Origin of the sequence: Pseudoalteromonas sp. MEBiC 03485 (assembly GCF_004195145.1) — a bacterium.
Classification (GTDB): Bacteria; Pseudomonadota; Gammaproteobacteria; order Enterobacterales; family Alteromonadaceae; genus Pseudoalteromonas; species Pseudoalteromonas apostichopi.
Window position 1 is genome coordinate 69,315 of sequence record NZ_SGBT01000001.1, and the last position, 23,657, is coordinate 92,971.

At 41.3% G+C, this 23,657-nt stretch carries 20 protein-coding genes; 7 read left to right on the top strand and 13 right to left on the bottom strand.

Annotated features, from left to right (window positions below; all coding sequences use genetic code 11):
* The first annotated feature begins 110 nt into the window (after positions 1–110).
* Positions 111–1,811 (top strand): Zn-dependent hydrolase, encoded by a 1,701-nt coding sequence (locus EVU92_RS00325; protein ID WP_130049565.1) that lies wholly within the window; start codon positions 111–113, stop codon positions 1,809–1,811.
* Between the two features lie 74 nt (positions 1,812–1,885).
* Here the strand turns inward: EVU92_RS00325 and EVU92_RS00330 are convergent, their stop codons facing one another.
* On the bottom strand, positions 1,886–2,635 hold the full coding sequence (locus EVU92_RS00330; protein ID WP_130049566.1) for a transporter substrate-binding domain-containing protein: 750 nt from the start codon (positions 2,633–2,635) through the stop codon (positions 1,886–1,888).
* A 63-nt stretch (positions 2,636–2,698) separates the two neighbouring features.
* On the bottom strand, positions 2,699–3,103 hold the full coding sequence (locus EVU92_RS00335; protein WP_130049567.1) for an HIT domain-containing protein: 405 nt from the start codon (positions 3,101–3,103) through the stop codon (positions 2,699–2,701).
* Between the two features lie 112 nt (positions 3,104–3,215).
* On the opposite strand from EVU92_RS00335, the gene EVU92_RS00340 reads away from it, so the two are divergent.
* Together EVU92_RS00340 and EVU92_RS00345 are read left to right on the top strand one after the other, a co-directional pair.
* The gene (locus EVU92_RS00340) at positions 3,216–5,441 is read left to right on the top strand and encodes a S9 family peptidase (RefSeq protein ID WP_130049568.1); all 2,226 of its coding nucleotides are present in this window, start codon (positions 3,216–3,218) and stop codon (positions 5,439–5,441) included.
* Positions 5,442–5,590: 149 nt separating this feature from the next.
* On the top strand, positions 5,591–7,228 hold the full coding sequence (locus EVU92_RS00345; RefSeq protein ID WP_130049569.1) for a methyl-accepting chemotaxis protein: 1,638 nt from the start codon (positions 5,591–5,593) through the stop codon (positions 7,226–7,228).
* Between the two features lie 58 nt (positions 7,229–7,286).
* Here EVU92_RS00345 and EVU92_RS00350 read toward each other — a convergent pair whose 3' ends face one another.
* From EVU92_RS00350 to EVU92_RS00365, 4 genes are all read right to left on the bottom strand, one after another.
* Positions 7,287–8,810, bottom strand: a complete 1,524-nt coding sequence (locus EVU92_RS00350) for a leucyl aminopeptidase family protein (protein ID WP_130049570.1) — start codon at positions 8,808–8,810, stop codon at positions 7,287–7,289.
* 103 nt (positions 8,811–8,913) lie between these two features.
* The gene (locus EVU92_RS00355) at positions 8,914–10,596 is read right to left on the bottom strand and encodes a carbon starvation protein A (RefSeq protein ID WP_130049571.1); all 1,683 of its coding nucleotides are present in this window, start codon (positions 10,594–10,596) and stop codon (positions 8,914–8,916) included.
* A 106-nt stretch (positions 10,597–10,702) separates the two neighbouring features.
* A complete protein-coding gene (gene dinB / locus EVU92_RS00360) occupies positions 10,703–11,755 on the bottom strand; it encodes a DNA polymerase IV (protein WP_130049572.1) in 1,053 nt (350 codons plus the stop codon).
* A gap of 61 nt (positions 11,756–11,816) precedes the next feature.
* Positions 11,817–12,023 carry a hypothetical protein gene (locus EVU92_RS00365; protein ID WP_054562678.1) on the bottom strand — a complete coding sequence of 69 codons (207 nt, stop codon included), beginning with the start codon at positions 12,021–12,023 and terminating at the stop codon, positions 11,817–11,819.
* Positions 12,024–12,176: 153 nt separating this feature from the next.
* Here EVU92_RS00365 and EVU92_RS00370 point away from each other — a divergent pair, with 153 nt between their 5' ends.
* Both EVU92_RS00370 and EVU92_RS00375 read left to right on the top strand, forming a co-directional pair.
* The gene (locus EVU92_RS00370; RefSeq protein ID WP_130049573.1) at positions 12,177–12,605 is read left to right on the top strand and encodes a thioesterase family protein; all 429 of its coding nucleotides are present in this window, start codon (positions 12,177–12,179) and stop codon (positions 12,603–12,605) included.
* Positions 12,606–12,617: 12 nt separating this feature from the next.
* Positions 12,618–13,670, top strand: coding sequence for an aldo/keto reductase (locus tag EVU92_RS00375; RefSeq protein ID WP_130049574.1), 1,053 nt, complete (start codon positions 12,618–12,620; stop codon positions 13,668–13,670).
* A gap of 53 nt (positions 13,671–13,723) precedes the next feature.
* Here the strand turns inward: EVU92_RS00375 and EVU92_RS00380 are convergent, their stop codons facing one another.
* Genes EVU92_RS00380 through EVU92_RS00405 form a run of 6 tightly spaced genes read right to left on the bottom strand, consistent with a single transcriptional unit; the run spans position 13,724 to position 20,742 of the window.
* Positions 13,724–16,039, bottom strand: a complete 2,316-nt coding sequence (locus EVU92_RS00380) for a TonB-dependent receptor (RefSeq protein WP_130049575.1) — start codon at positions 16,037–16,039, stop codon at positions 13,724–13,726.
* Between the two features lie 49 nt (positions 16,040–16,088).
* A complete protein-coding gene (locus EVU92_RS00385; RefSeq protein ID WP_130049576.1) occupies positions 16,089–16,814 on the bottom strand; it encodes a sulfite exporter TauE/SafE family protein in 726 nt (241 codons plus the stop codon).
* A complete protein-coding gene (locus EVU92_RS00390) occupies positions 16,814–17,608 on the bottom strand; it encodes an SDR family NAD(P)-dependent oxidoreductase (protein WP_130049577.1) in 795 nt (264 codons plus the stop codon). The genes EVU92_RS00385 and EVU92_RS00390 overlap by 1 nt, the downstream gene beginning before the upstream one ends.
* A complete protein-coding gene (locus EVU92_RS00395; protein WP_130049578.1) occupies positions 17,601–18,542 on the bottom strand; it encodes an SDR family oxidoreductase in 942 nt (313 codons plus the stop codon). The genes EVU92_RS00390 and EVU92_RS00395 overlap by 8 nt, the downstream gene beginning before the upstream one ends.
* Entirely contained in the window at positions 18,532–19,446 is a 915-nt protein-coding gene (locus EVU92_RS00400) for a bile acid:sodium symporter family protein (protein WP_130052194.1), read from the bottom strand. Before EVU92_RS00400 ends, EVU92_RS00395 begins: the two co-directional genes overlap by 11 nt.
* A gap of 3 nt (positions 19,447–19,449) precedes the next feature.
* Positions 19,450–20,742 (bottom strand): NAD(P)-binding domain-containing protein, encoded by a 1,293-nt coding sequence (locus EVU92_RS00405; RefSeq protein ID WP_130049579.1) that lies wholly within the window; start codon positions 20,740–20,742, stop codon positions 19,450–19,452.
* Between the two features lie 152 nt (positions 20,743–20,894).
* Here EVU92_RS00405 and EVU92_RS00410 point away from each other — a divergent pair, with 152 nt between their 5' ends.
* The gene (locus EVU92_RS00410) at positions 20,895–21,878 is read left to right on the top strand and encodes an AraC family transcriptional regulator (protein WP_130049580.1); all 984 of its coding nucleotides are present in this window, start codon (positions 20,895–20,897) and stop codon (positions 21,876–21,878) included.
* Between the two features lie 144 nt (positions 21,879–22,022).
* Positions 22,023–22,949 (top strand): ABC transporter substrate-binding protein, encoded by a 927-nt coding sequence (locus EVU92_RS00415; protein ID WP_130049581.1) that lies wholly within the window; start codon positions 22,023–22,025, stop codon positions 22,947–22,949.
* Here the strand turns inward: EVU92_RS00415 and EVU92_RS00420 are convergent.
* Positions 22,900–23,511, bottom strand: a complete 612-nt coding sequence (locus tag EVU92_RS00420) for a fumarylacetoacetate hydrolase family protein (RefSeq protein WP_130049582.1) — start codon at positions 23,509–23,511, stop codon at positions 22,900–22,902. The two genes, EVU92_RS00415 and EVU92_RS00420, sit on opposite strands and share 50 nt — an antisense overlap.
* Positions 23,512–23,657 lie beyond the last annotated feature (146 nt).

Sequence of the window (23,657 nt, forward strand, 5' to 3'; positions counted from 1 at the left end):
AAATATTGCTTCTAGCGTAGTAAACTTGCCATATATATGTCAGGTTTGCTTTAATGCATAGACTTTTCGTTTTCTAAGCAATGACTCTCACTTTTTAACGGGCAAAAAAAATGACATTAAATAAAATTAGCCAAGCACTTATCTTATCAGGTGCTGTTTTTCTTGGCGCATGTTCTGACGAGCAAGCTAGCACTTCTCAAACTAAGCCTGCTGCAGAGCAAACAAAACAAAGTACTGAACAAAACAACCCACAACTAATCAATGCAGAGAAAAGCCGTTTAGACATATACACAGACTTCACGCTTACTTCTGACCTAAGCCATTTAAGTGACAACCAAAAGCAAATGGTTGGCAAATTAATTGATGCATCAAAAATTATGGATGAGCTATTCTGGCGTCAAGCATTTGGTGATAACAAAGACGCTTTCCTTGCAAAAATTAATGATGAAAAAGTTCAGAAGTTTGCAGATATCAACTATGGCCCTTGGGATCGCTTAAACGGCGACCAAGTTTTCTTATCGGGCTATGAAGAAAAACCACTAGGTGCTGAATTTTATCCAAGCGATATCACTAAAGAAGAGTTAAACAACGCAACGGTTGATGACAAAACAGGTCTTTATTCGGTGATAAAACGTGACGAAAAAGGCCAGCTTTACAGTGTGGCTTACTCAGTTGAGTACGCACAAGAACTTGAAAAAGCAGCTAACTTGTTACGTGAAGCAAGTACGCTTGCTGATGACAAAGAATTCGCTAACTATCTTAGCATGCGCGCAGAAGCACTAGTAAGTGATGACTTCCAACCTTCTGATTTTGCATGGATGGATATGAAGAATAATCCAATTGACGTGGTTATTGGTCCTATCGAAACTTATGAAGATCAACTATTTGGTTACCGTGCAGCGTATGAATCTTATGTACTTATTAAAGATTTAGCATGGAGCGAGCGCTTAGCTAAATTTGCCGCTTTCTTACCTGAGCTACAAAAAGGTTTACCTGTAGACGAAAAATACAAACAAGAAGTCCCTGGCTCTGATGCTGACCTAAATGCGTATGATGTTGTGTATTACGCAGGCCACTCAAATGCAGGTAGTAAAACAATTGCTATCAACCTGCCAAATGATGAACAAGTACAGCTAGAAAAAGGCACACGTCGTTTACAGCTTAAAAACGCAATGCGCGCTAAATTCGATAAAATCTTAGTGCCAATTTCAGAGCAGTTAATTGTTCCTGAACAACGTAAACACATTACCTTTGATGCTTTCTTCGCAAACACTATGTTCCACGAAGTAGCTCACGGTTTAGGTATTAAAAACACGATCACTGGTAAAGGAACTGTTCGCCAATCACTCCAAGAGCATGCAAGTGCCCTTGAAGAAGGTAAAGCGGATATCTTAGGTCTTTACATGGTTGAGCAATTGCTTAAGAAAGGTGAGATCACAGAGGGCACATTAGAAGATTACTACATCACCTTTATGGCCGGTATCTTCCGCTCAGTGCGTTTTGGTGCATCAAGCGCACACGGTAAAGCGAACATGATCCGCTTTAACTTCTTCGCTGAAGAAGGCGCCTTCTCTAAAAATGCTGACGGCTTATACAGCGTTAACATGGAGAAAATGAGTCAAGCAATGGAGAAACTATCTAACCTAATCCTTACTATTCAAGGTGACGGTGATTACCAAAAAGTTGATCAGCTAATCGCAACTCATGGCGATATCAAAGCTGAACTAGCTAAAGACTTAGAAAAACTAAGCCAAGCTAACATCCCTGTTGATGTTACTTTCAAACAAGGTAAAGAAGTATTAGGCCTTTAAGGTTAATGCTTCTTTAATATTAAAAACGCTGCAATTGCAGCGTTTTTTATTGCCTGACCCCTAGTAAAACACAACTAGTGTGCGATGAAGTTCAAACCATATTTGGAGTTTAGCTCTACAATATCCCCGTTGATCAGCATCTTTTGAAACTCAGTATTAAAAGCTTCAATAAATTCATCGAGTTCGCGTTGCTTACTAAAGCCGTAGTAGCCCTGATTAACCGTCACCGGCGGCGATAACATTATGACTTTATCATCGATACCTAAGCTTTCGATCACAGGCATTGCTGCGCGAGGATGGGTAAGTATTAAATCAACTCGGTTATGCATCAACTGTAAAAAACTAGCCCGCACATTACCCACTTCAGATAGCGATAAGTTTGCCTCGTTACGTTTAAATTCAGGACCATAGTTCCAACCTCGAATGGTACCAATAATATCTTTTCGTAAACTGGCAAAGTTTCCAACCCAAGTCACATCATTGTTCTTTTTGGTATATAAAACAATCGGGTCTTCGTAAAAAGGTAAGTCACTAAATTGCATATACTGCTGACGTATAATAGATTTGTAAGGACCTATAATGGCATCAGCTTGACCTTGCTCTACCATTTTTAAAGCGCGTTTTAGTGGCATGATATCGATAACCAACTCGTGCCCTAAACGCCTGCAAATTTCGTGGGCAATATCGGCACCTAAGCCAACCACTGTGCCCTGCTGATCTTGTTCTAAAATCGCAGGAAAATGACTACCAACAAAGTAATAGCTTTTTGCTAAACACGAAAAAGAGCTCAGAATAAGCAACATGGCAAACACTGTGTGTTTCATTTATTCTGTACCCCTTTACGCATCACTCATTTAGCTTAGTCCAATCTTACTAGAACAAATAGTTTAAAAATGCGCTTTTAATGCGGAAATTTGTTCATCAGTGTAAGGCACTGCGGGTAATTTTCCCCAAACTGGTGTTGGCCAAGCCGCATCGGCTGTATAACGTGCAATATGATGAACATGTAATTGCGGCACCATGTTACCCAATGCCGCCACATTTAGTTTGTCTGGGTTGAATACCTGTTGTAATAGTTTACTGAGTTTGCCCGATTCTTGTAATAAGGTAATTTGTAGTTCTTCAGAAAGATCAATAATTTCTTTAACACCAGCGACTCTTGGCACTAAAATAAACCAAGGGTATTGGCTATCATTCATCAGCAATACTTTACACAGTGGCCAATCAGCAAGTTCGATGCAGTCGCGTTGTAATTCTGGGGCCAAAGAAAACGGCGTGTCAGTATTTTTCATCAATAAATCCTTTGATATTGGGTAAACATACCCTACTTTATAGCATTTTGTTGCAGTTGACTAAGCTTACCATTACCATCGTTGCAGTTTTTATTCGAGCGAAGGTACTCCTGTGCTAAAAAAAATTAAATCTCTCTCACTTGCTTTGCCAGTCGTGGCAACAGCATTCAGTGTGACCGCTGACCCCCTCACTCTTGAACGTATTTTTGACGATCCAAGCTTAGCAGGCAAAGCCCCTGTACAACTTAAATTTTCTCCAGACGGCAGTCGTGTAACTTACCTGCAAGGTAAGACGGATGATTACAACCGCTACGACTTATGGGAGTACAATTTAAAAGATAACAAAAACCGCCTATTAGTTGATTCTGCAGCACTATTTTCTGGCCCTGAAAACTTATCTGACGAAGAAAAAGCACGTCGTGAGCGCCAGCGTATTTTTGGCAAAGGGATTTTAGAATATAAATGGTCAAAAGATGGTAAAGCGCTTTTATTCCCGCTTAATGGCGACCTTTACTATTATGAGCTTAATTCAGCTAAAAGCCGTAAATTAACGGACACAGAAGCATTTGAAACCGATGCGCGTTTCTCACCAAAAGGGCACTATGTGTCATTTATTCGTGAGCAAAACCTGTACGCTCTTAACTTAAAGACGGGTCAAGAAATCCAATTAAGTAAAGATGGCGGCGGCGTAATTAAAAATGGTATGGCCGAGTTTGTTGCGCAAGAAGAAATGGGCCGTATGACTGGCTACTGGTGGTCAGGTGATGAATCTAAAATCGCTTATACCCGTGTTGATGAGAGCCCAGTAAAAGAAGCTATTCGTAATGAAATTTACGCTGATGAAGTAAAGCTTTTCAACCAACGCTACCCGTTTACTGGTACCGACAACGTTAAAATCCAGTTAGGTGTTGTGAGCATCAACAATCAAAAAACCGACTGGGTTGATTTAGGCGACGAGCAAGATATTTATATTGCCAGAGCTAAATGGTTAAAGGATAACAAAACGCTTTCTTACCAGTGGCAAGACCGCTCGCAACATAACTTAGAATTACGTTTTTATAATAGCGAAACTAAAAAGCAAACAGTTGCCCTAAAAGAAACCAGCGATACTTGGATTAACCTGCACTTTGATTTGCAGTTCTTAAACGATAAAAAACATTTTGTTTGGGCATCTGAGCGCGACGGTTTTAAACACCTTTATTTATATCGCACAAACGGTGAAATGATCCGTCAAATCACTCAAGGTGAATGGGTAGTTGATAGCTTAAAAGGTATCGACGAGAAAAAAGGCATCGTTTATTTTGCGGGTCGTAAAGACACAGCTCTCGAGAGCCACCTTTACAGCGTACCGCTATTCAAAAAAGGCGAAATTAAACGCGTAACTGAGCTTGGTGCTTACCACAATGTAGTAATTGCTAAAGATAACAAAACCTTTATCGATAACAGCTCATCAGTGAATAAGCCTGGCTCTGCGGCATTACGTAAAATTAATGGCGAATTTATCACTTGGCTTGAAGAAAACAAGTTAGATAAATCACACCCATTAACGCCTTACCTAGCTGATTTAATCACTCCAGAGTACGGCACGTTAACGGCTGAAGACGGGCAAATCATGCATTATCGTTTATTCAAGCCAACTAATTACCAAGATGGTAAAAAGCACCCGGTTATTGTTAACGTTTACGGCGGTCCTCATGCCCAACGTGTAACGAACAGCTGGCGTAGTAAAAACTTGTACTTCCAGTACATGGCACAACAAGGCTATGTTATTTTCCAACTTGATAACCGTGGTTCATACAACCGTGGTAAAAAGTTTGAAGACGTAATTTATAAACATTTAGGTGTTGCAGAAGTAGCAGATCAAATCAAAGGCGTTGAGTTTTTACGTACCCTTGATTACGTTGATCCTGAGCGTATTGGCATTTATGGCCACAGCTACGGTGGTTACATGGCGCTTATGACCATGTTTAAAGCGGGCGATTACTTCAAAGCGGGTGTTTCTGGAGCGCCAGTAACTGATTGGGCACTCTACGACACTCACTACACAGAGCGTTATGTAGGTCACCCTGCAACGAATGCTAAAGGTTACGAAGCAAGTGCTGTTTTCCCTTATGCTGAAGGTTTAAAAGGCCCGCTGATGATTTATCACGGGATGGCTGATGATAACGTGTTATTCACTCATGCCACTAAGTTATTCAAACAACTGCAAGATCAAGAAAAGCAGTTCGAAATGATGACTTACCCGGGCTCAAAACACAGTTTACGTGGCAAAAGCGTACAAACGCACTTACACCAAACTATCACAAGTTTCTTTAACCGACACTTTAACGTTGAGTAATCACTTTTAATTTCGGTAACTTAGACTAAAGGCTGATTGTTAAATCAGCCTTTTTTTTGTCTCAATGTATTCTACTATTTAACTAGATTTTCGACCTATTTTGGCTACGCTTAATACATTGCTCTTAAGAGCATGACGAAGGAATACACATGAATTACTTACGCCGTTTTACGATCTTTCAGCGCCTCGCCATGTTAGTGAGTGTGGTAGTGATAGGTTTAATATTTTTGAGTGTCTCAAGTTTGATGCAGCAGTTTAGCTCGCTAAAACAAGAGCAATACATAAAAACCAAAAACCTTGTTGAGTCTGCTCACTCTATTATCGAGCATAACTATGCTTTATTCGAGCAAGGTAAGCTGAGTGAACAACAAGCCAAACAAGCAGCCCTCGAAACAATTTCTGCACTTCGTTACGACGATAACAATTACTTTTGGATTAATGATTATCAACCCGTTATGGTCATGCACCCATTTAAGCCCGAATTAAATGGTAAATCACTAGCCGGCAGTAAAGATCCAGACGGCGTGCCGTTATTTGTCAACATGGTTAATATTGTCAAAAAACAAGGTGAAGGTTTTATTCCTTATAAATGGCCAAAGCCAGGTAAAGACGAGCCAGTTGATAAAATTGCCTACGTAAAAGGCTTTGATAAATGGCAATGGATTGTAGGCTCTGGTGTCTACATCGATACCATTGAAGAGGCATTCTCTTCGCTACGTAATCATGTGATTATTACCGCGCTAGTGATCATTGCCCTACTAGTTGCGCTAAGCTACCTAATTGCCAATAGCATTCTTCGACCGACACAACTTGCTGCCGACATGATGAAAGACATCTCACAAGGTGAAGGCGACTTAACCCAAAAGCTTGATGAAAATGGCAATGATGAAGTATCTCGTTTATCGCGCTACTTTAATTTGTACACCGCAAAAATGCGTGAGTCACTGAAACATGTTGCCCACAATGCAGATCAAGTAAATCAGTTTGCCCATAGCGTTGATGATGCCAGTAAAACAAATCACTCTTTTATTGAGCTACAAAACGACAGCTCGACTCAAGTAGCAACCGCAATGGAACAAATGACTCATCAAATTCACGATGTCAGTCAAAATGCCGATCAAGCTGAGCATGCCGCTAATGAAGCCGCGCAAAATGCAGAAGCGGGTAAGCAGGTTCTTAACAAGACCATTACCGCCATTGAGACCCTGTCGCATAATATTGAACAAGTTAGTAAGGTAACAGCCGACCTCGCTGCAGAGAGTAACAACATAGGCTCAGTACTTGATGTTATCCGCAGCATTGCAGAGCAAACCAACTTACTGGCACTCAATGCAGCCATTGAAGCAGCACGTGCTGGTGAGCAAGGTCGAGGCTTTGCCGTTGTAGCTGACGAAGTGCGAACTTTGGCAAGCCGTACAGGTAAAAGTACCGATGAAATTCAAGCCATGATCAGTAAACTACAAACCGGCGCACAAGCTGCTGTTGATGCTGTATCAGCAAGCCAACAATTATCAAGCGAAACAGTTTCACAGGCAGGTGAAGCAAATAGTTCACTGAGTGAGATTGAGCGACTTGTCACTATTATCAAAGATATGAACAGCCAAATCGCCCGCGCTACCGAGCAACAAACCAGCGCCGCAGATGAGGTTAATTTACGGATTAATGAGCTTTCGCAATCAACTGAGCAATCACTGTCGAATACCGAAGGGCTATCGAACGCCAGTGAAAACTTAAAACAAAGTTCACAAGCATTAAGTGATGTCGTTAACCGTTTCAAGCTCGACTAACACCACAAAAAAAGCCCCGTACAGCTGTGCGGGGCTTTTCAAACTTATAGCTTTTAGCTTATAAACAATAACGAGCGAATAAGCTGCTTACTGTTGCTGCGGTAGGCTTACCATGTTGCCAATCACCACCTTCTACACCACTGCCTGCGATATCCATATGAACATACGGTAATGGTTGTGCTGATTCAGTGCCATGTTTATCTAAACCACCGACAATAGCTAAGAATGCCATTGGAAATTGGTGACCACGAGCTGTCACTGCAGAAGCTGCATTGTTACTTGATAATACATCGTCAGCTAACGTGCGAGGGCGAATGAAGTCATAATCTTCACGACGGCTGCGTGATACTTCTGCACCATCAGCCCATAAATCGCCTAGGTCAGCAATTTGACGAGAAATTTTAGCTGCACGAGCAGGACCATTTTCAACATACGCACTGTAAGGGCCCATAGCACGTGCTGCGTGACCGGTTAGAGTTGCAACAGTGAATAGCTCAGGGTTCACTTCGTTTAGGGCGCGATCTTTCATTTCGCTTAGTAAGTCGCCCATTGCTAAACGACCTTCAGCATCTGTGTTACCGATACGAACACGAACACCTTCACGGCTGGTAATGATTTCATCCGGTACGAAACAATCAGAACCAATTGAGTTACGAACTACGGCTAAGTAAGCAATTACTTTTACGCCTTTAGGAGCAAAGTCAGCCACTGATTTCATAAAGCCTGCAACCGAAGCTGCACCGCCTTTATCGCGGCTCATACCTGCCATAAAGCCACCCACTTTAAGGTCTGCACCACCGGTATCGTAAACTAAACCTTTACCAACAAACATTAAGGTGCGCTCAACGTCGCCTTCAGGAACATACTCTAGTTTTACAACTCGTGGGTGATGACGCTCAACAGCGTAAGATGCGCGTGCTACGGTGCTCATCATTGGGTAATCTTTATCGATGGTGTTGATATCTGAAATCACTTCTACAGACACCTTACTACCTGCAAATAACTCAACGCAATAATCTGCAAAACGAGGTGGTGCCATACGCTCAGGTTCTGTACCACATAAGTCACGTGCAGCGTATTGACCTGCTGCAATGGCATTAAGGGCTTTGCTCATCGCGTCATCTGCGCCCACTAGGCTAATTTGGCTGATTGGTTCAATCGCCTGACCGTGGAACTCACGTGCTTCAAGAGGTTGCCACAGCGCTTGGCAAGCACCTAAATACGCCACTTCAAGGGCATGCTTGTAACGGCTGTCTTGATTTACATTTGCAAGTAAAATAGCAGGCTGAGTGCTACCCGATGCTTTCGCTTCTAGTACACCTTGCTTTGCCGCGTCAAAGTAACGACGTACATCATCATAATCACGGTTTAGAGGACCTGTAGGCGCTAAAATAACACGTTTTGAGTCAACTACAAGTAATGTTACTTGTTTGCCAATACGCGCGTCTACAGCTTGTTGAGTGTTAATAGCTTGGCTTAAGCTTGCGTCCGCTAAAGAAGAAAAATCATCACCGATAATAATCAATGCATCGTGATCTGCATCCGCTAATTGAGGGGCTGCAACTGCATGAGGGTATGCCATAAAAAAGGTCCTGCTGTTAGAAACATAGGACCTTATTATCATTGATTTAGAGCGCTATTGCCAGCCAAGTAAGATAGCTAACTATAAGGCTGGCAAGCTAAGTTTACTGCTCTGTAACCTGTGTTGAATCTTTACGATGTTTAACAATCACAGACCAAGCTTCAAGCATAACCAGAACACTCACTACCAGTACTAACAAATCAAGTGTCACCAGTAACCAGTTACCTTGTTGGTAGTATTCACCAAGTTTGATAACACCAGCAAAGAACGCCATAACTAATACGAAGCTCATTGGGATCAAGGTGTATTTAGCCGGACGATTCGCTTTAATTAGCATTACCGAGATAACCAGTAAGGTTAAGCTTGCAAGGATTTGGTTAGTCGAACCGAATAACGGCCAAATGATCATACCGCCGCTACCGTCAGCACCACCAGCACCAAAGGCAAGTAATAAACAGCTAAGTACTGCAACTAGCGTAGCTACAATACCGTTACGAATGATACTGATATTATAAATATCGCCCCACTCTTGGATGATATAACGCTGCAGACGCACGCCAGAGTCCATCGTAGTGCCCGCAAACAACACAACCATTACAGCAAGTAAGGTTGATGCCACTTCTTGTGAGATACCCCAACCATTTTCAATTAAGTTAGCGCCACCATTAATGAAGGCGCTCACACTACCGGCACCTAAGTGACTGTATATTTCGTGCCATTCTTCTGGTGATACCGCAAGTGCAACACCACTTACTGCAACCAATGTAATAAGCGCAAGCATACCTTCGCCTACTGCACCTAAGTAACCAACAAAGCGACCATCAGTTTCTTTATTAAGCTGCTTAGAGCTAGTACCTGATGACACAATACCGTGGAAACCAGATACCGCACCACAGGCTATGGTCACGAATAGCAATGGAATAATACTTGGTGTATCTACCGCCGTTTGGGTATTAAACGCAGGCGCTGTGATATCAGGCATTGAAATAAATACCGCACCATAAAGCAGCACTAATCCCACTAATAACTGCATACCGTTGATGAAGTCACGTGGCTGTAACAGCATCCATACCGGCAATAATGAAGCAATAGCCGCATAAATAAATAAGATAATGATCCAGTTCGCATTAGCACTTAAGCCGAACATTTCATCAGGTAACGCAATCGGCATGCTACTACCAAGGTAAATGGTGTAATAAAGAATCGCTACACCGATTAAACAAAGCGGAATTAACGACACTTTACGGCGTAGCAACTGGCCAATTACTAAGGCCACAACAATCGCTGACCAAGCAGGGAATACCGCGTTAGGCTGTGATACAAATGATTTGGCTATTACCACACCGAATACCGCATTCACCATCAGCAGCACTAAAAACACCACAATCATAAATAACGCACGGGTGCGTTTACCGATTACGCTTTCAGATAAAGCGCCCATTGATTTGCCTTTGTTACGCGCACTGGCCCATAGAGCCCCCATGTCGTGAACACCAGCAAAAAAGATAGTACCAAATACCACCCAAAGTACCGCAGGCACCCAGCCCCAATATACGGCAATCGCAGGGCCAACAATTGGCGCAGCACCTGCAACAGAGGTGAAATGGTGGCCCCATAACACAACTTTGTTGGTTGGCACATAATCCACACCATCCTCAAGTTCATGAGCTGGTGTGATAAAATTATCATCCATTTTAAATATTTTTTCGGCGATGAATTTCGAATAAAAGAACCATCCGAACAACATACCGACTATTCCGAGCAGCACGATTACGACCGATTGCATAGTCATCTCTCTTTTTAAGTTATAATGTTGTCTAAGGTGTTGAACTAGATAGGCCTAGCACCCCAACTAGACACTAACAAACTTTCAAGCACCAAGGTGTTAACCTTTAGTCTAATATACTCAGCTGAAAATGCTCATGCGCTTGGCTCTTTATTCCGACACCTATCCCTAGCAGGCGCACTGGCTGGTTATTACCTCGCTCATAGGCTTTGCTCATTAACTCAGCAAAAATGCGTTCGTCTAATTGGTGGTGGCTTTGATCGGCACTGGTAACAACAAAGTTGGCAAATTTTACTTTTACCGATAACTTATTGATGCAGTTGCTTAATTGCTGTTTATCAAGGCGACGAGTTAATTCGTCCATCAAACGAGGTAACTGGCTTAAACACTCGTCTAAATTATTTTTATTGTATTCATAGGTATGCTCAACACTGAGTGACTTACGTACTCGCTCAGTCGAGACTTTGCCAACGTATTCACCTGCACACTTTTGATATAATGACACGCCAAAGTTACCAATGTGTTGCTGCATCCAGTTAACCCCTTTCGCGCGCACATCAGCCCCTGTGTAAAGCCCTTTAAGTTGCAGCTTTTCTAATGTCACCTTGCCAACGCCGGGAATTTTGCCAAGCGGTAAACTCGCCAAAAAGTCATCAACTTGATCAGGCAATACGACAAACTGACCATTAGGCTTGTTTTCATCACTGGCAATTTTGGCAATAAATTTAATCGGTGCAACGCCTGCTGATGCGGTTAACCCCGTCGTATCATAGATTTCTTGGCGAATTTGCTGTGCCATCAGCGTAGCACTGCCCCTACAAGCAGTACTGTCGGTTACATCTAGATAGGCTTCATCTAAAGATAAAGGCTCAATAAGGTCAGTATACTTTGCAAAAATAGCACGAATTTGCGTTGAGATTTCTTTATAGACCTGCATTCGTCCAGGCACGATAACCAAATCAGGACATAATTGCTTGGCATGATAGTTAGACATCGCCGAGCGAACACCATATTTACGGGCAATATAGTTGGCTGTTGAAAGCACTCCGCGACGACTATTACCGCCTATAGCCAGTGGCACATTGGCAAGCGCGGGGTTATCACGCATCTCTACAGCTGCATAAAAGCAGTCCATATCGATATGAATGAATTTTTTCATCAGGAATATAACAACTGTTTATATATACAGTTATTATATTTAAACTTTCTGAGAGTGCAAGCTAAGAGGTTTGGCTTGTTTGTTGGTTTGGCTTTTTACGGCTGATAAGCCGTGAACCAAATAACCAAAACGCGGCTTCTAATAACAAGCCCACGACAATTAAAGCGATAAATCCTGACATTGTGCCCATGCTATAACAGAGCAAAGCTAGAGCAAGTAAGATGAAAAGTGCGATCCACTTTATCACCCTCAAGGTTAGTTGCTGCATAATTAAGGTCCTTTAATGTGTGTTCATTTTGCTCACACTTTACGTAAGCGTGAACTTATAAATCTAGCACAATCTACTGACTTTTCTAATTTCCTTGAGCTAAAAGCAGCATATTGCTAACCTAAGTTTTCTCACAATCAACTAAGATTTACTATGCAATCGTTTATAGAACAACATCCTATCAGAACAAAAATTAATGTTGCATGGGGTGAAATGGATGCCCTGCAACACGTCAATAATGTGGTGTATTTTCGTTACTTTGAAACTGCCCGTATCGATTTTTTTACTCAACTAGGCTTTCTTAAAGATTTACAAGTAACAGGTGTCGGCCCGGTGATCAGCGAAAACAATGCTCGCTATAAACGTCCGGTGACATTTCCTGATACAGTGCATGTTGGTGTTAAGATTAGTGATATTGAACAAGATCGTTTTATGATGCATTACACTGTATTTAGTGAGAGCCAAGACACAGTAACAACAATTGGCTCATCACAAGTGGTTATGTTTAATTTTAAAACGGGTAAAAAAGCCCAGTTAAATGATGAGTTATTAACTGCACTTAAAGCCCATTCTAGCGATTAACAAGGATCTATTATGCTATATAGCCCACTTGGTCGAAGTGGTATTGATGTATCTCGTGTCTGCTTAGGTAGCATGACATGGGGTATGCAAAACAACCAAGCCGATGCCGATGAACAAATCGCCTATGCATTAGATAAAGGCGTTAACTTTATTGATACCGCAGAAATGTATGCCGTACCACCTTCTCCAGACACCTACGGTAAAACAGAAGAGATCATCGGTAATTGGTTAGCGCGTAATAAAGACAAACGTGATGACCTTGTCATTGCAACTAAAATTGCAGGTAACGGCTTACCTTGGGTACGCGATGCTGGCGACATTACCCGTCAGGCGGTGGTTGAAGCCGTCGATGCTTCACTTAAACGTCTCCAAACTGATGTTATAGACTTATACCAATTACATTGGCCAAACCGCACTTCACCACACTTTGCTAAACAATGGCCTGGCATCGTTCGTTTTTCAGAGGCAAACACTGAGCAAAATATCGCTGGCATGTTAGATATTCTCGAAGGTCTGAATGACTGTGTAAAGGCAGGTAAGATTAAACATTGTGGTTTATCGGACGATACCCCTTGGGGCATTAGTCAATACCTGCGTTTAAGTGAGCAACACAATCTACCGCGTATGGTATCGATTCAAAACGAATTTAGTTTATTGCACGCTAAAGATTGGCCATATTTAATAGAACAATGTATTCACGAAGATATCGCTTATCTGCCTTGGTCACCCCTTGGTGGCGGCATGCTAAGTGGTAAATACTTAAATGGCGCACGTCCTGAAGGAAGCCGTTGGACACTAGTGCAACGTAATGGCCTATTCAGAGACACACCACAATCACAAGCTGCGATTGCTGACTATGTTGAAATTGCTAACGCCTTTAATTTAACACCTTCACAACTCGCACTTGCTTGGTGTAATCAAGTAGATGGCGTTAGCTCAACAATCATAGGCGCAACATCTATGGCGCAGTTAAAAGAAAATATCGATGCTTTTTCAATTGACTTAACAGATGAAGCCCTTGAAAAAGTGGCACAGGTATTCAAAAACTATCCAATGCCTTTCTAAGTAAAAAGCCCTGCAGTTAATTATGCAGGGCTTTAACCACACAATGAACTTAGTTAAAATCGATACCCTGCTTGCAAAGTTATACTTCTACCTGGCTCAACCCATGTTGCATACATTCCTGACGGTGCGAACGACATATCTGTACTGTAGCTACTAGTCATCTTGTCAGTTAAATTTTTACCTAACAATGCAACAGACCATCCAGACTCTAAATCCATTAAACCGAAACGCATATTGACTTTGCCGTAGCCACTTTGCGCTGTATATGGATTTAGATCGTAATTAGTGAAATAACGCGATTTAAATTCACTCTCAAGATTAAAAGTAAACTCCATCGCTGAACCAAACTCTTTAATATAATCAAGGTTAATACTGCCCGACCATTTAGGCGCATACGCCCCTGTTTTACCACTTAAGTCACAGGTTTTACCTGAGCTTTCAAGGTTTGATGGTTGATACATCGCACTGTTAAAACATTTGGCACCTGTAAACTCATCCCAGCTAAAATCAAGATACGCAATATTGCCTGACAACTGCCAGTTGTCGGCAATTAACCAACGACCATCGAGTTCAACGCCTTGGCTTGATGATTCAGCGCCATTTTCAACATAAAAACCTGCAACACCATCAAATGTTGATGTTTGTAAATCTTCAAACTGCATACTAAATACTGCGATATTCAAATCAGCAGCACCGTCATCCAAGGTAAATTTAGCGCCCATTTCATAGGCTATTACTTTTTCTGGTTCAAATTGCCAATTTGATGCTAAATTAGCTCTCGCGTCATAGCCACCAGCTTTAGACCCTGTCGACATTGATACATAGGCCATTGCATCATCAAACTTACGGGAGATATAAAGCGATGGGTTGAATTCATTTTCATCACGTTCACCATTTACTTGATGTTGCTCAAGCCCTAGTTGAGAGCTTAAAACTCCTAAATACATTGATGTAGGTAAAACTGCAGGTAACCCCATTGCTTGCAAAGTTGCTGGGACATTCACCTGTGCCATATCATTGATAGGTGTACCTGAGCTTAGCTCGATCATGCTTAAACGTCTTGATGCTGATTTATCTTCTTGCGAATATCGTAAACCTAATGATGCCTGCCAATTAGGTGCAAATTGATAATCAAACTTTGCAAATACTGCTTGTGTATCGCTGTCAGATTGATAATCACGTGGACCTATCGCATTAAGTGGATAAATTCGATACAGTTCAGAAAAGTCGAGTTCTGTGGTTTGAAAGTATAGACCCGCAATATAATTAAACGGCCCATCATTATACGAACTAATACGCAGCTCTTGACTGAACTGCTGAAAACTTTCATCACTCGCTTGGCGATAGGTTAGAGGTGCAGGGCCATGATCACCATCATTACTTTGCAACATAGTATAATCTTGCCACCCTGTTACCGAACTAAGTACGTGTTGGCCTAAATCCCACTCAACATTTAAAGTCCAATAATCAGCCTTGAACTCCCCTTGCTCATTTTCACCTAAAGTGGACAAACCTTTGTTAAGCTTATCGCCGATTACATAACTACTTACATCCCCAAATACGGCAGGTAATGGCGCATTATATAAAACAGGCTCTGCAACTGGCTGGCTTGGTGTGATACCAATATTATCTTCTTCGTCATGTTGATACTTCAAAGAGACATCCAAGCTCTCTAAAGGCTGCCAAGTCAAAGTTAAACGACTAAAAACCCCATCGCGCCCAACTTCATCACGCTTTTGCAGTGTATTGTAAAAATAACCATCTTGGTCAATTACTTTTACCGCTGCTCTAGCCTGAAAATGTTCAGTTACGCCTCCACTAATAGCACCATCAAAAGTACTGCCATTATTCAACTCATAGCTAAGATTTGCATAACCTGATAGCTCCTCAGTGGGTGCTGCGCTCGTTATATTCAGAGCTCCTGCGGTGGTATTTTTACCAAATAACGTTGATTGTGGCCCTCTCAATACTTCAAAGCGTTCGAGATCAACAAAAGCGCTGCGCATTTGATAAGCACGACCACGATAAACGCCATCAACATAAGTACCCACGGTTTGCTCAAAACCTTGGTTTGGGCCAGAGCCTAAACCGCGCATAGTGATATTGTAGCCCTGCCCTGACTGACTGATATTAAAGTTTGCTATACGTGATGACAGCTCCTCACTATCGTTAATGTTTTTACTTTGTAGCTCTTTACCCGATATGGCAGTGATCGATAAAGGCACATCCTTGACACTTTCAACACGTTTTTGGGCCGAAACTAAGATTACTTCAAGTTCTTTGTCATCTGCTGCTTTTACTTCAGCCATGCTACCTGTTGCTAAGATTATTCCTAAGGTAATGGCATTAATTTTTGTTTTTGTGTGCATTCAAATTCCTCAGAGAGTGCTGATATTCAGCAATTTACATAGCCACCTACTACCACTGCCACAGTGCGGTTAAGCACAGCAACACTCCAAGCAGTAATAAAGTGATAAAGACTAAGCGTAAAAATTGTGTTTGATTAATTGTATGGTGAAAGTAGTTACCAATAAGCGCCCCAAACAGAACACATGGGGCGAGCATTAGAAAGTGGCCCAACTGCCCTGCTAATTGTCCTGAGATGAGAAACCAAAGAGTTAAACAGCTATTTAAAATAAGCCAAATAGTTAGAAGCGTGGCGCGAAATGAAGTTTTGTCTAAACCACTGCGAGCCATTGCATATACAAGAAGAGGCCCTCCTGATGCAAATAAACCATGCGTAATACCTGCACCACCTATCACGGAAAGCTGTACAGGCTTACTCAAAGGCATAGCTGACGCTTGCCAAATGGCACGTCCCGCAAACCAAATGATTAATAAAGCAAATAATACTTTTGTTAATTGCGCTGGAAAATAAGGCGTTAGTAAAGCACCAATCATTGTGCCAAGCAGCATTGGAGGTAAAATCTGCTTTGCTAACAAATTCAACTGAATATACGCACGCAGCTTAAACACCATCACTGAAGTCATTAGTAAATTAAGTGGCACGAGTAACAGCATTGCTTGCTGAATATCCATAAATAATGCTGCAATTGTTAAGGCAATAACGATGCTACCAAAGCCAGTCATAGCTTCCACTGCAAAGGCAAAAATAATAGCCGCCCCTAAGCCTATTAAAACCATTACGCAACCTCCCACTCACTGGCAAATTTACGTGCCATAAAATGCATGTATAAACTTGGAATTAAGCGGTATAACAACGCCGAAAAATATGTAAATCTATCAGGGAAAAGCCGTTGCTTATCAAGTCGAATAGCCTCACAAATTTGCTTTGCCATCCAGTCACTCGTACGCATTTTACCAACCATTGAGCGGGCATGGTTGGTTTTTCCGCCATCGCCATTTAATGTATTTTTATCAATCGGAGTATCTAAAAAACTAGGATATACCATCAACACCGACACGCCCGTTGGGCGCATTTCAGCGCGAAATGTTTCGAAATATTGGTGTAACGCAGATTTAGCTGCGCAATAGCCTGCTCTGGCCATAACAGGCATCCATCCAGCCATAGAACTGATATTTACGATTTTGCCATGTACTTGCTGTAATGGTTCGATTAAGCCTGACACAAGACGTACAGGCGCAAAGTAATCAACAGCCATTACTTTTTCTATTACCTCTGGACGAGTAATGCGAGCCAAAGAACGATGCGTAATCCCTGCATTATTAATCAGTAACGCTATTGAGCAATGCTTAGCTTTGATCTGCGTTATTAACTCATCAAGCTCGTCCTTGTTCGCTAAATCACAGCCATATAATTGCGCATTAATTATTTGTCCGCATTGCTCTTGCAACAGCTTAAGGTCTAGGTCAATCAATACTAATTGATATTGAGTTGCTAACTGTTTTGCTAAATCTAAACCCAACCCAGAAGCCGCACCAGTAATCACAGCAACGGGTAACGATGGATTAATCATATGGATGCCTCTTAATGTTATTAGTGAGATAAAAAGCAAATACTTCTTTACTCGATTTTTGTGGCTGGTAGGCAAATTGCTGTTTCAGTGCTTGATTGCAAAGTACTGGGCGGTAACGTAAAAAATTAAGTTGTTCAGGGCCATACTGGGTCATTCCGAATAGCTTCGCGACCCGTAAGCTGAGTTTTAAAAGCCAAGCAGGAAGCTCAATGACAGGTTTGTTTAGGGCTTTAGCAATTTCTTTTATGCCCATAGCTCCATCACCAGCTAAATTAAAACTGCCTTCACGATTTTCTGTAACCCCCTGTAAAATAATCGCTAAGACATCTTCATCCCAGATAAACACAAAAGGAGAGTCACTGCCTTTAATGGCAATTATTCTTGGCTTATTAAATAAATCAGTAATCTGATTATTAGTAGTTTTACCAAGCACAGTCCCCGGGCGAAGTACTAACTGTTTTAGCTGCGGATGCGTATATCTATAGTTTTTTAATAGCTCTTCGATTAAGCGTTTATGATGGCTATAAGCAAATTCAACATTACCTCTTAACGGATGTTGTTCGGTTAACCAGCTAGGGTTATCAGCGTGATAACCATAGGCAGCTCCAGAACTCGTTACCGTAATATGCTGCACATTTGCCTTAACACATGCTTCAAGCACATTTCGAGTGCCATTGACGTCGATATCAAAGTCTCGAACGGCATCTTTAGACGGTTGTAAAATACTCGCTAAGTGCACAACATGTGTAATATTGTGTTCAAGCATAATTTCTGCGAGTCGCGTATCACGCACATCAAGTTGATAGTAATGACAACCAGTTTGAGGGAGATCAACAATATCAATACCTACCAGCTTATGCTGTGTTGATAGCGACTCGACTAACCGTTTGCCGATATAGCCTTGGCTACCTGTTATCATGATCTTATGAGCCACATTGAACCTCTTTATTACTTGCGATCTTTATACCGTGTTTACGATCATGGTGTTGCCAGTAAAAACATAGCCCCATACCTGAAATTAGATGCCAACATCCCCATGCTGCTGCAATAATGGCCATGCCTGTTAAATTATCGAAAAAAGTAAAAATAATACCCAAGCCTAAACCAGAGTTTTGCAGCCCTACCTCAAGCGTAATCGCACGCGTATCCGCTTTATTCAGTTTCATAATTCTGGCACTCGAAAAACCAACCAATAGTGCAATCGCGTTATGAACAATCACCGCCAGCAGAAAAATACTGGCACCAGCAATAAATGCGGACCAATTACTGGTAAGTGCAATTAATACAAATAAGAACAAGGTAAGCAGAGAAATAAATCTAAAAAAGGGTTCACTACGAGCTGCGAATACAGGCCACAATTTAGCAGCAAGTAGTCCCAAACTTAGTGGTAACGCCAGCACTAGAGCAACAATCACAAGAATATTACTTGCAGGGACATTAATTTGGGTCAGCAACACAGCCGTATCTGGGTTCAAACTGCTATAAAGCATAAAATTAAACGGTGTCATTACAGTTGCAGCAAGACTTGCTACTCCTGTCATACTTACCGACATCGCGGTATTGCCTTTTGCTAGGAAAGTAACAATGTTAGAAAAACTACCTCCAGGACAACTACTAACAAGAATAAGTCCCAATGCAACTTCAGCAGGCATAGGAACCATTAAAGTAAGTAACCACGTTATCAGCGGCAGTAAAATAAACTGAGCTAATAACCCTGTAATAGGTCCTCTAGGTGCCTTAAGTACACGCTTAAAGTCTGCAAGTTTGAGACTAAGCGCAATACCAAACATCATCATGGCCAAAATTAAGTTTAAAGTGATTAAGCTTGCTTGAGACATCATTTATCCCATTTTTAATTGGCGCATTTCATCATTAATCGCCGCTAGGTAGTCAGCTTTATGAACATAATACGCCATGCGTTCAAGCTCTAAATAATTCATACCACCGTCAATTCTGACAGCTGCTTTACGCTTCACTTTTTCAGCAAACTTAGCCGCTTTAGTAGGGTTATCTAGTTGCATTCGGATCACTTTAGCAACTAGCTTTGCCTGATCATCACGGCCTTGCCAACCTAATCCAGTTGCTTCAACCATACCCATCACATACAAGTTTTGATGTAATGGATTAAACACATTTAAATACAAGCGAGGAGCATCCCCCTGCCAGTTAAGGTGAGCTTGGTCTAAAAACGGGTAATGCAACTTGTAACCCGTTGCTTCTAAAATCAAATCATAGTCAGCTTTATTGCCATCAGTAAACGCGGCTCCCTCCTCGGTTAACTCAGCAATTGATGGTCTAACTTTGATATCACCATGACCAATGTGATGTAAAAACAATGAATTAACCACAGGGTGCGATTCATACATTTTATAGTCTGGATCAGGTAAGCCATATGAACTTGGTTTGCCTGAAATAAGCCTAACTAATGTACCATCGACTATTTGTTTCAATTTATTCGGTAATCGCACTTTACCACCAAGTGTATCTGTAGGCCTGCCTGCGACAAATTTCGGTAAAAAGTAATAACCTCTGCGTACCACCATATCTACAGATTTTGCACGATGAACCGCATCGACTGCGATATCACACGCAGAGTTGCCACAACCAATTATCAGAACACGTTTACCTGAAAATAAGCCTGCACTTCGATATTCACTTGAATGAATTTGCTCTCCTGCAAAAGAGCCCTTGAACTGTCCCCGATTAGGGTGATGCAAAGTACCATTAGCGAGCAATAAACCGCTCGCTAAAATTTCTTTTTGCAGGCCATTTTGCACATAGCTAACTCGCCAAAACTCACCTTCTGGCTCGCAATGAGAAACCCATGCTCCAAAGCGGTAATGCTTATAGAGGTCAAAATGTTTAGCGTAGGCTTGAAAATACTCACGCATTTGATCATGTTTTGGATATGTTGCGACGTGTTCTGCCATTGGAAAATCAGCAAACTCGGTCATTCTCTTTGATGAAATTAAATGAGCTGATTCATACATGGTGCTGGTTGGGCTATTAATATCCCATAAACCACCTACATCACTGTGTGCTTCAAGACCAATCACATCAATGCCAGTCTCAGCTAGTCGACGAACAGTACAAAGACCCATTGGGCCTGCGCCAATTACAACGTATGGATGCATACTCATTCCTACATAGATAAATCAAAGTGTGACAACCAGATTAACTATTTTTTAAAAACTTGTAATAGCGATGACAGGACAAAAACCAGTTAAAACGAGACATCATTTCTTAGTTGTGCTATAAAAATCACACAACAATAAGAAGAACACACATGACTACAAACAGCGTAACACCTGGCTTTAGCAAGGCTATTTTGCATATTCTTCCCGCGTTAGATGTACAATTAGATGCTAATTTATGCCAGCAAATTCAAAAATTCCCAAGTGAAGGAAGACTGCCGATGGCGCTACAAGATGCGCTTTGGCAAGCTTTGACAGATTTAAATGACAATGAACTTGGTCTTAAAATAGCCTTAAGTTTAAAGCCCGATAGTTACGATATGCTCGGCTACTTACTATTTAGTTGTCCGACTCTAGGTGATGCTGTCGACAGCTTAATTGCCTATTCAGCCTTAATAGGTGAAGGTGGTAAGTTTAGTAAATCACATTCAAAAAATGGCTGGAAAGTCACTTTTGATGCCTTTTTTAGCACTCCTACAGCAATAAGGATAGAGGCAGTTCTTGCCTGTGTTGCCTGTGGCGCGAAATGGATCTCTGGTGCACCAATAAAGCCCAAGGTGGTTGCATTTACGCATTCTCAGCAAGGGAATATAGCAAGCTATCGCGCCATTTTTGGAGACGCCGAATTGCTTTTTAACACCAACGAAAATTACTTAATTTATCATGATGATGATTGGCAATTGCAACAACGTAACGTTAATCAAGCTGTGCAACAACAAATGCAATCACTGGCAGAGCAACAACTAAAGCAACTGCAACCACAGAGTTATGTTGATAAAGTCAGTGCAATTTTACTTAAGCAACCCAATTTAAAACGTGAACAAATAAGTAATTTATTGGCTGTGAGTGAAAGGCACTTAAATCGCAAGCTTGCTGAAAAAGGCTACTCATTTAAAAAGTTAAGTGATGAAGTTCGCTGTGAACTAGCCAAGAAGTTGATACGCCAAGGTAGTGCGAATCAAGCACACCTTGCTTTGTACTTTGGCTATGTAGATGAAAGTGCTTTTGCCAAAGCATTCAAACGTTGGACAGGGGTTGGCTTTAAAGAATACAAAAAAACACTAGAAAATGAATAGGTAAATGCTTGAACTTGCTCTTCAATGCGAAGCAATTGGATTAAACGAAAACCAATACTTATTCATCATTTATCTATTCAAACTACACGCTTCCTAATACTATAGTGTATAGTTACTCTTAGCACTTAACTTGCAAGGTTGTTGATGAGTAAATACATAAAACAAGTATTATGCGTGGTTGCGGGGGCGTTCTTTGCCCCGAAAACTGATGCCTCAGAACAACTCACTATTACCTGGTTTGAAAATGATGCTAAGCCTTTCTTTATCGAGAAAAGCAAAGCTAACCCCCATGGTGGGTTATGCAATGAAATTACCGATATGTTGATTGAAGCCTTACCCGAAATTAACCACAGCAAAGTGATATTACCGCAAAAGCGTGGCAGTAAATATCTCGCTGACGGGAAAATGGCATGCTATGCCTGTATGATCCATCGAGGTAAAAAAAATAATCATGTTACTTACTCAATCCCAACCACAGTGTACCCACCATTCAGTGTTTTAAGTACTGAAGAAAAATCATTAAAGATTAAACAAAAACATGGCGATCCAGTGCCACTAATCTCTTTATTCACCGATGCTAATTTTATTTATGGTCAAAATAGTGCGCGTAAGTTTGGCAGTAAATTAGATAAGATTGCGAAAAATACCAAACTCTACGAAAGTGCAGCACTAAGTGGTAATGGCAGTAGCCCAAATTTTGCTCTGCTATCACAGCTAGAACACGGCTACATTGATTACACTATTGATTACCCATTTGTTGCTGATTATTACAACCAGCAAAACCTACAGAATATTCAAAAACTCACCATCGTTAATCCAGCACAGAGTATTGTTTTTGGCGCCATTGGTTGCTCAACGAATGCGCCTAATCATTATGCCGAAAAAGTACTTGTACAGATTAATGAGGCGCTGAAAAACAAGGTGTTGCCAAGTGAGAGATACCAGCAAAGCCAACGAACTTGGCTCGAACAAAGCTTTCCTGAGTTTTCAACTTATTATCAGCGCTACATTTTAGACCCACTTACAGAGCCTGCCACTGATGAGATAGTAACTCCTGTTGACCATCCATAAGTGTTACAGCAAAGGTTGAATTAGCCGCGACTTTCCCTACCCCGGCAGGCGTGCCTGTCATAATTATATCGCCATCTTCTAAGTCCATAAATTCACTGATCTCAGCTAAAATTTGCTCAGCGTTAAACAACATTAGCTTTGTGTCACCTAGTTGAGTTTCTTTACCATCAATCTTTAGACTAAATTGATAGTGCAAGCTGTCATTAACAGCGACAAATTCAGTAAACAATGCTGAGCCATTAAAGGCTTTTGCACGCTCCCAAGGTAGGCCTTTTTCTTTAAGTATGCTTTGTAGTTCACGTTTGGTTAAATCGAGGCCAAGTCCAACCGCTGCCAGTTGCTTGTTTTTAACTAAAAAACAAAGCTCAGTTTCGTAATGCAGGGCTTCACCTAAGTGTTCACTATTAAGCATATCTGTGATGGCACTATTTGGTTTTGCAAACAACACCATACTAGCGGGTGTTTCATTGTTAAGCTCTGCAATATGCGCTGCAAAATTACGACCAACACAAATAATTTTACTTGAGGTGAATACATCACCATTCCATTTTACTGATTGCACGCAACCTCCTCAATTTAACAAATGTAAAAGACTATATTTTTCTCATTCCAGCTTAAACCCGCAGGATTTGTACCTAAAAAACAGAAACTTACTTATAAAATATTTCTAATAATAACATAAGCATAGAAATTTACCCTGATCTTAAC

Coding starts and splice junctions, on each gene's coding strand:
- EVU92_RS00405 (WP_130049579.1), bottom strand. CDS start 20,742: ATGCATCCATACGTTGTAATTGGCGCAGGCCCAATGGGTCTTTGTACT.
- EVU92_RS00380 (WP_130049575.1), bottom strand. CDS start 16,039: ATGCACACAAAAACAAAAATTAATGCCATTACCTTAGGAATAATCTTA.
- EVU92_RS00390 (WP_130049577.1), bottom strand. CDS start 17,608: ATGATTAATCCATCGTTACCCGTTGCTGTGATTACTGGTGCGGCTTCT.
- EVU92_RS00370 (WP_130049573.1), top strand. CDS start 12,177: ATGCAATCGTTTATAGAACAACATCCTATCAGAACAAAAATTAATGTT.
- EVU92_RS00350 (WP_130049570.1), bottom strand. CDS start 8,810: ATGGCATACCCTCATGCAGTTGCAGCCCCTCAATTAGCGGATGCAGAT.
- EVU92_RS00375 (WP_130049574.1), top strand. CDS start 12,618: ATGCTATATAGCCCACTTGGTCGAAGTGGTATTGATGTATCTCGTGTC.
- EVU92_RS00345 (WP_130049569.1), top strand. CDS start 5,591: ATGAATTACTTACGCCGTTTTACGATCTTTCAGCGCCTCGCCATGTTA.
- EVU92_RS00400 (WP_130052194.1), bottom strand. CDS start 19,446: ATGTCTCAAGCAAGCTTAATCACTTTAAACTTAATTTTGGCCATGATG.
- EVU92_RS00365 (WP_054562678.1), bottom strand. CDS start 12,023: ATGCAGCAACTAACCTTGAGGGTGATAAAGTGGATCGCACTTTTCATC.
- EVU92_RS00385 (WP_130049576.1), bottom strand. CDS start 16,814: ATGGTTTTAATAGGCTTAGGGGCGGCTATTATTTTTGCCTTTGCAGTG.
- EVU92_RS00415 (WP_130049581.1), top strand. CDS start 22,023: ATGAGTAAATACATAAAACAAGTATTATGCGTGGTTGCGGGGGCGTTC.
- EVU92_RS00335 (WP_130049567.1), bottom strand. CDS start 3,103: ATGAAAAATACTGACACGCCGTTTTCTTTGGCCCCAGAATTACAACGC.
- EVU92_RS00355 (WP_130049571.1), bottom strand. CDS start 10,596: ATGCAATCGGTCGTAATCGTGCTGCTCGGAATAGTCGGTATGTTGTTC.
- EVU92_RS00325 (WP_130049565.1), top strand. CDS start 111: ATGACATTAAATAAAATTAGCCAAGCACTTATCTTATCAGGTGCTGTT.
- EVU92_RS00410 (WP_130049580.1), top strand. CDS start 20,895: ATGACTACAAACAGCGTAACACCTGGCTTTAGCAAGGCTATTTTGCAT.
- dinB (WP_130049572.1), bottom strand. CDS start 11,755: ATGAAAAAATTCATTCATATCGATATGGACTGCTTTTATGCAGCTGTA.
- EVU92_RS00330 (WP_130049566.1), bottom strand. CDS start 2,635: ATGAAACACACAGTGTTTGCCATGTTGCTTATTCTGAGCTCTTTTTCG.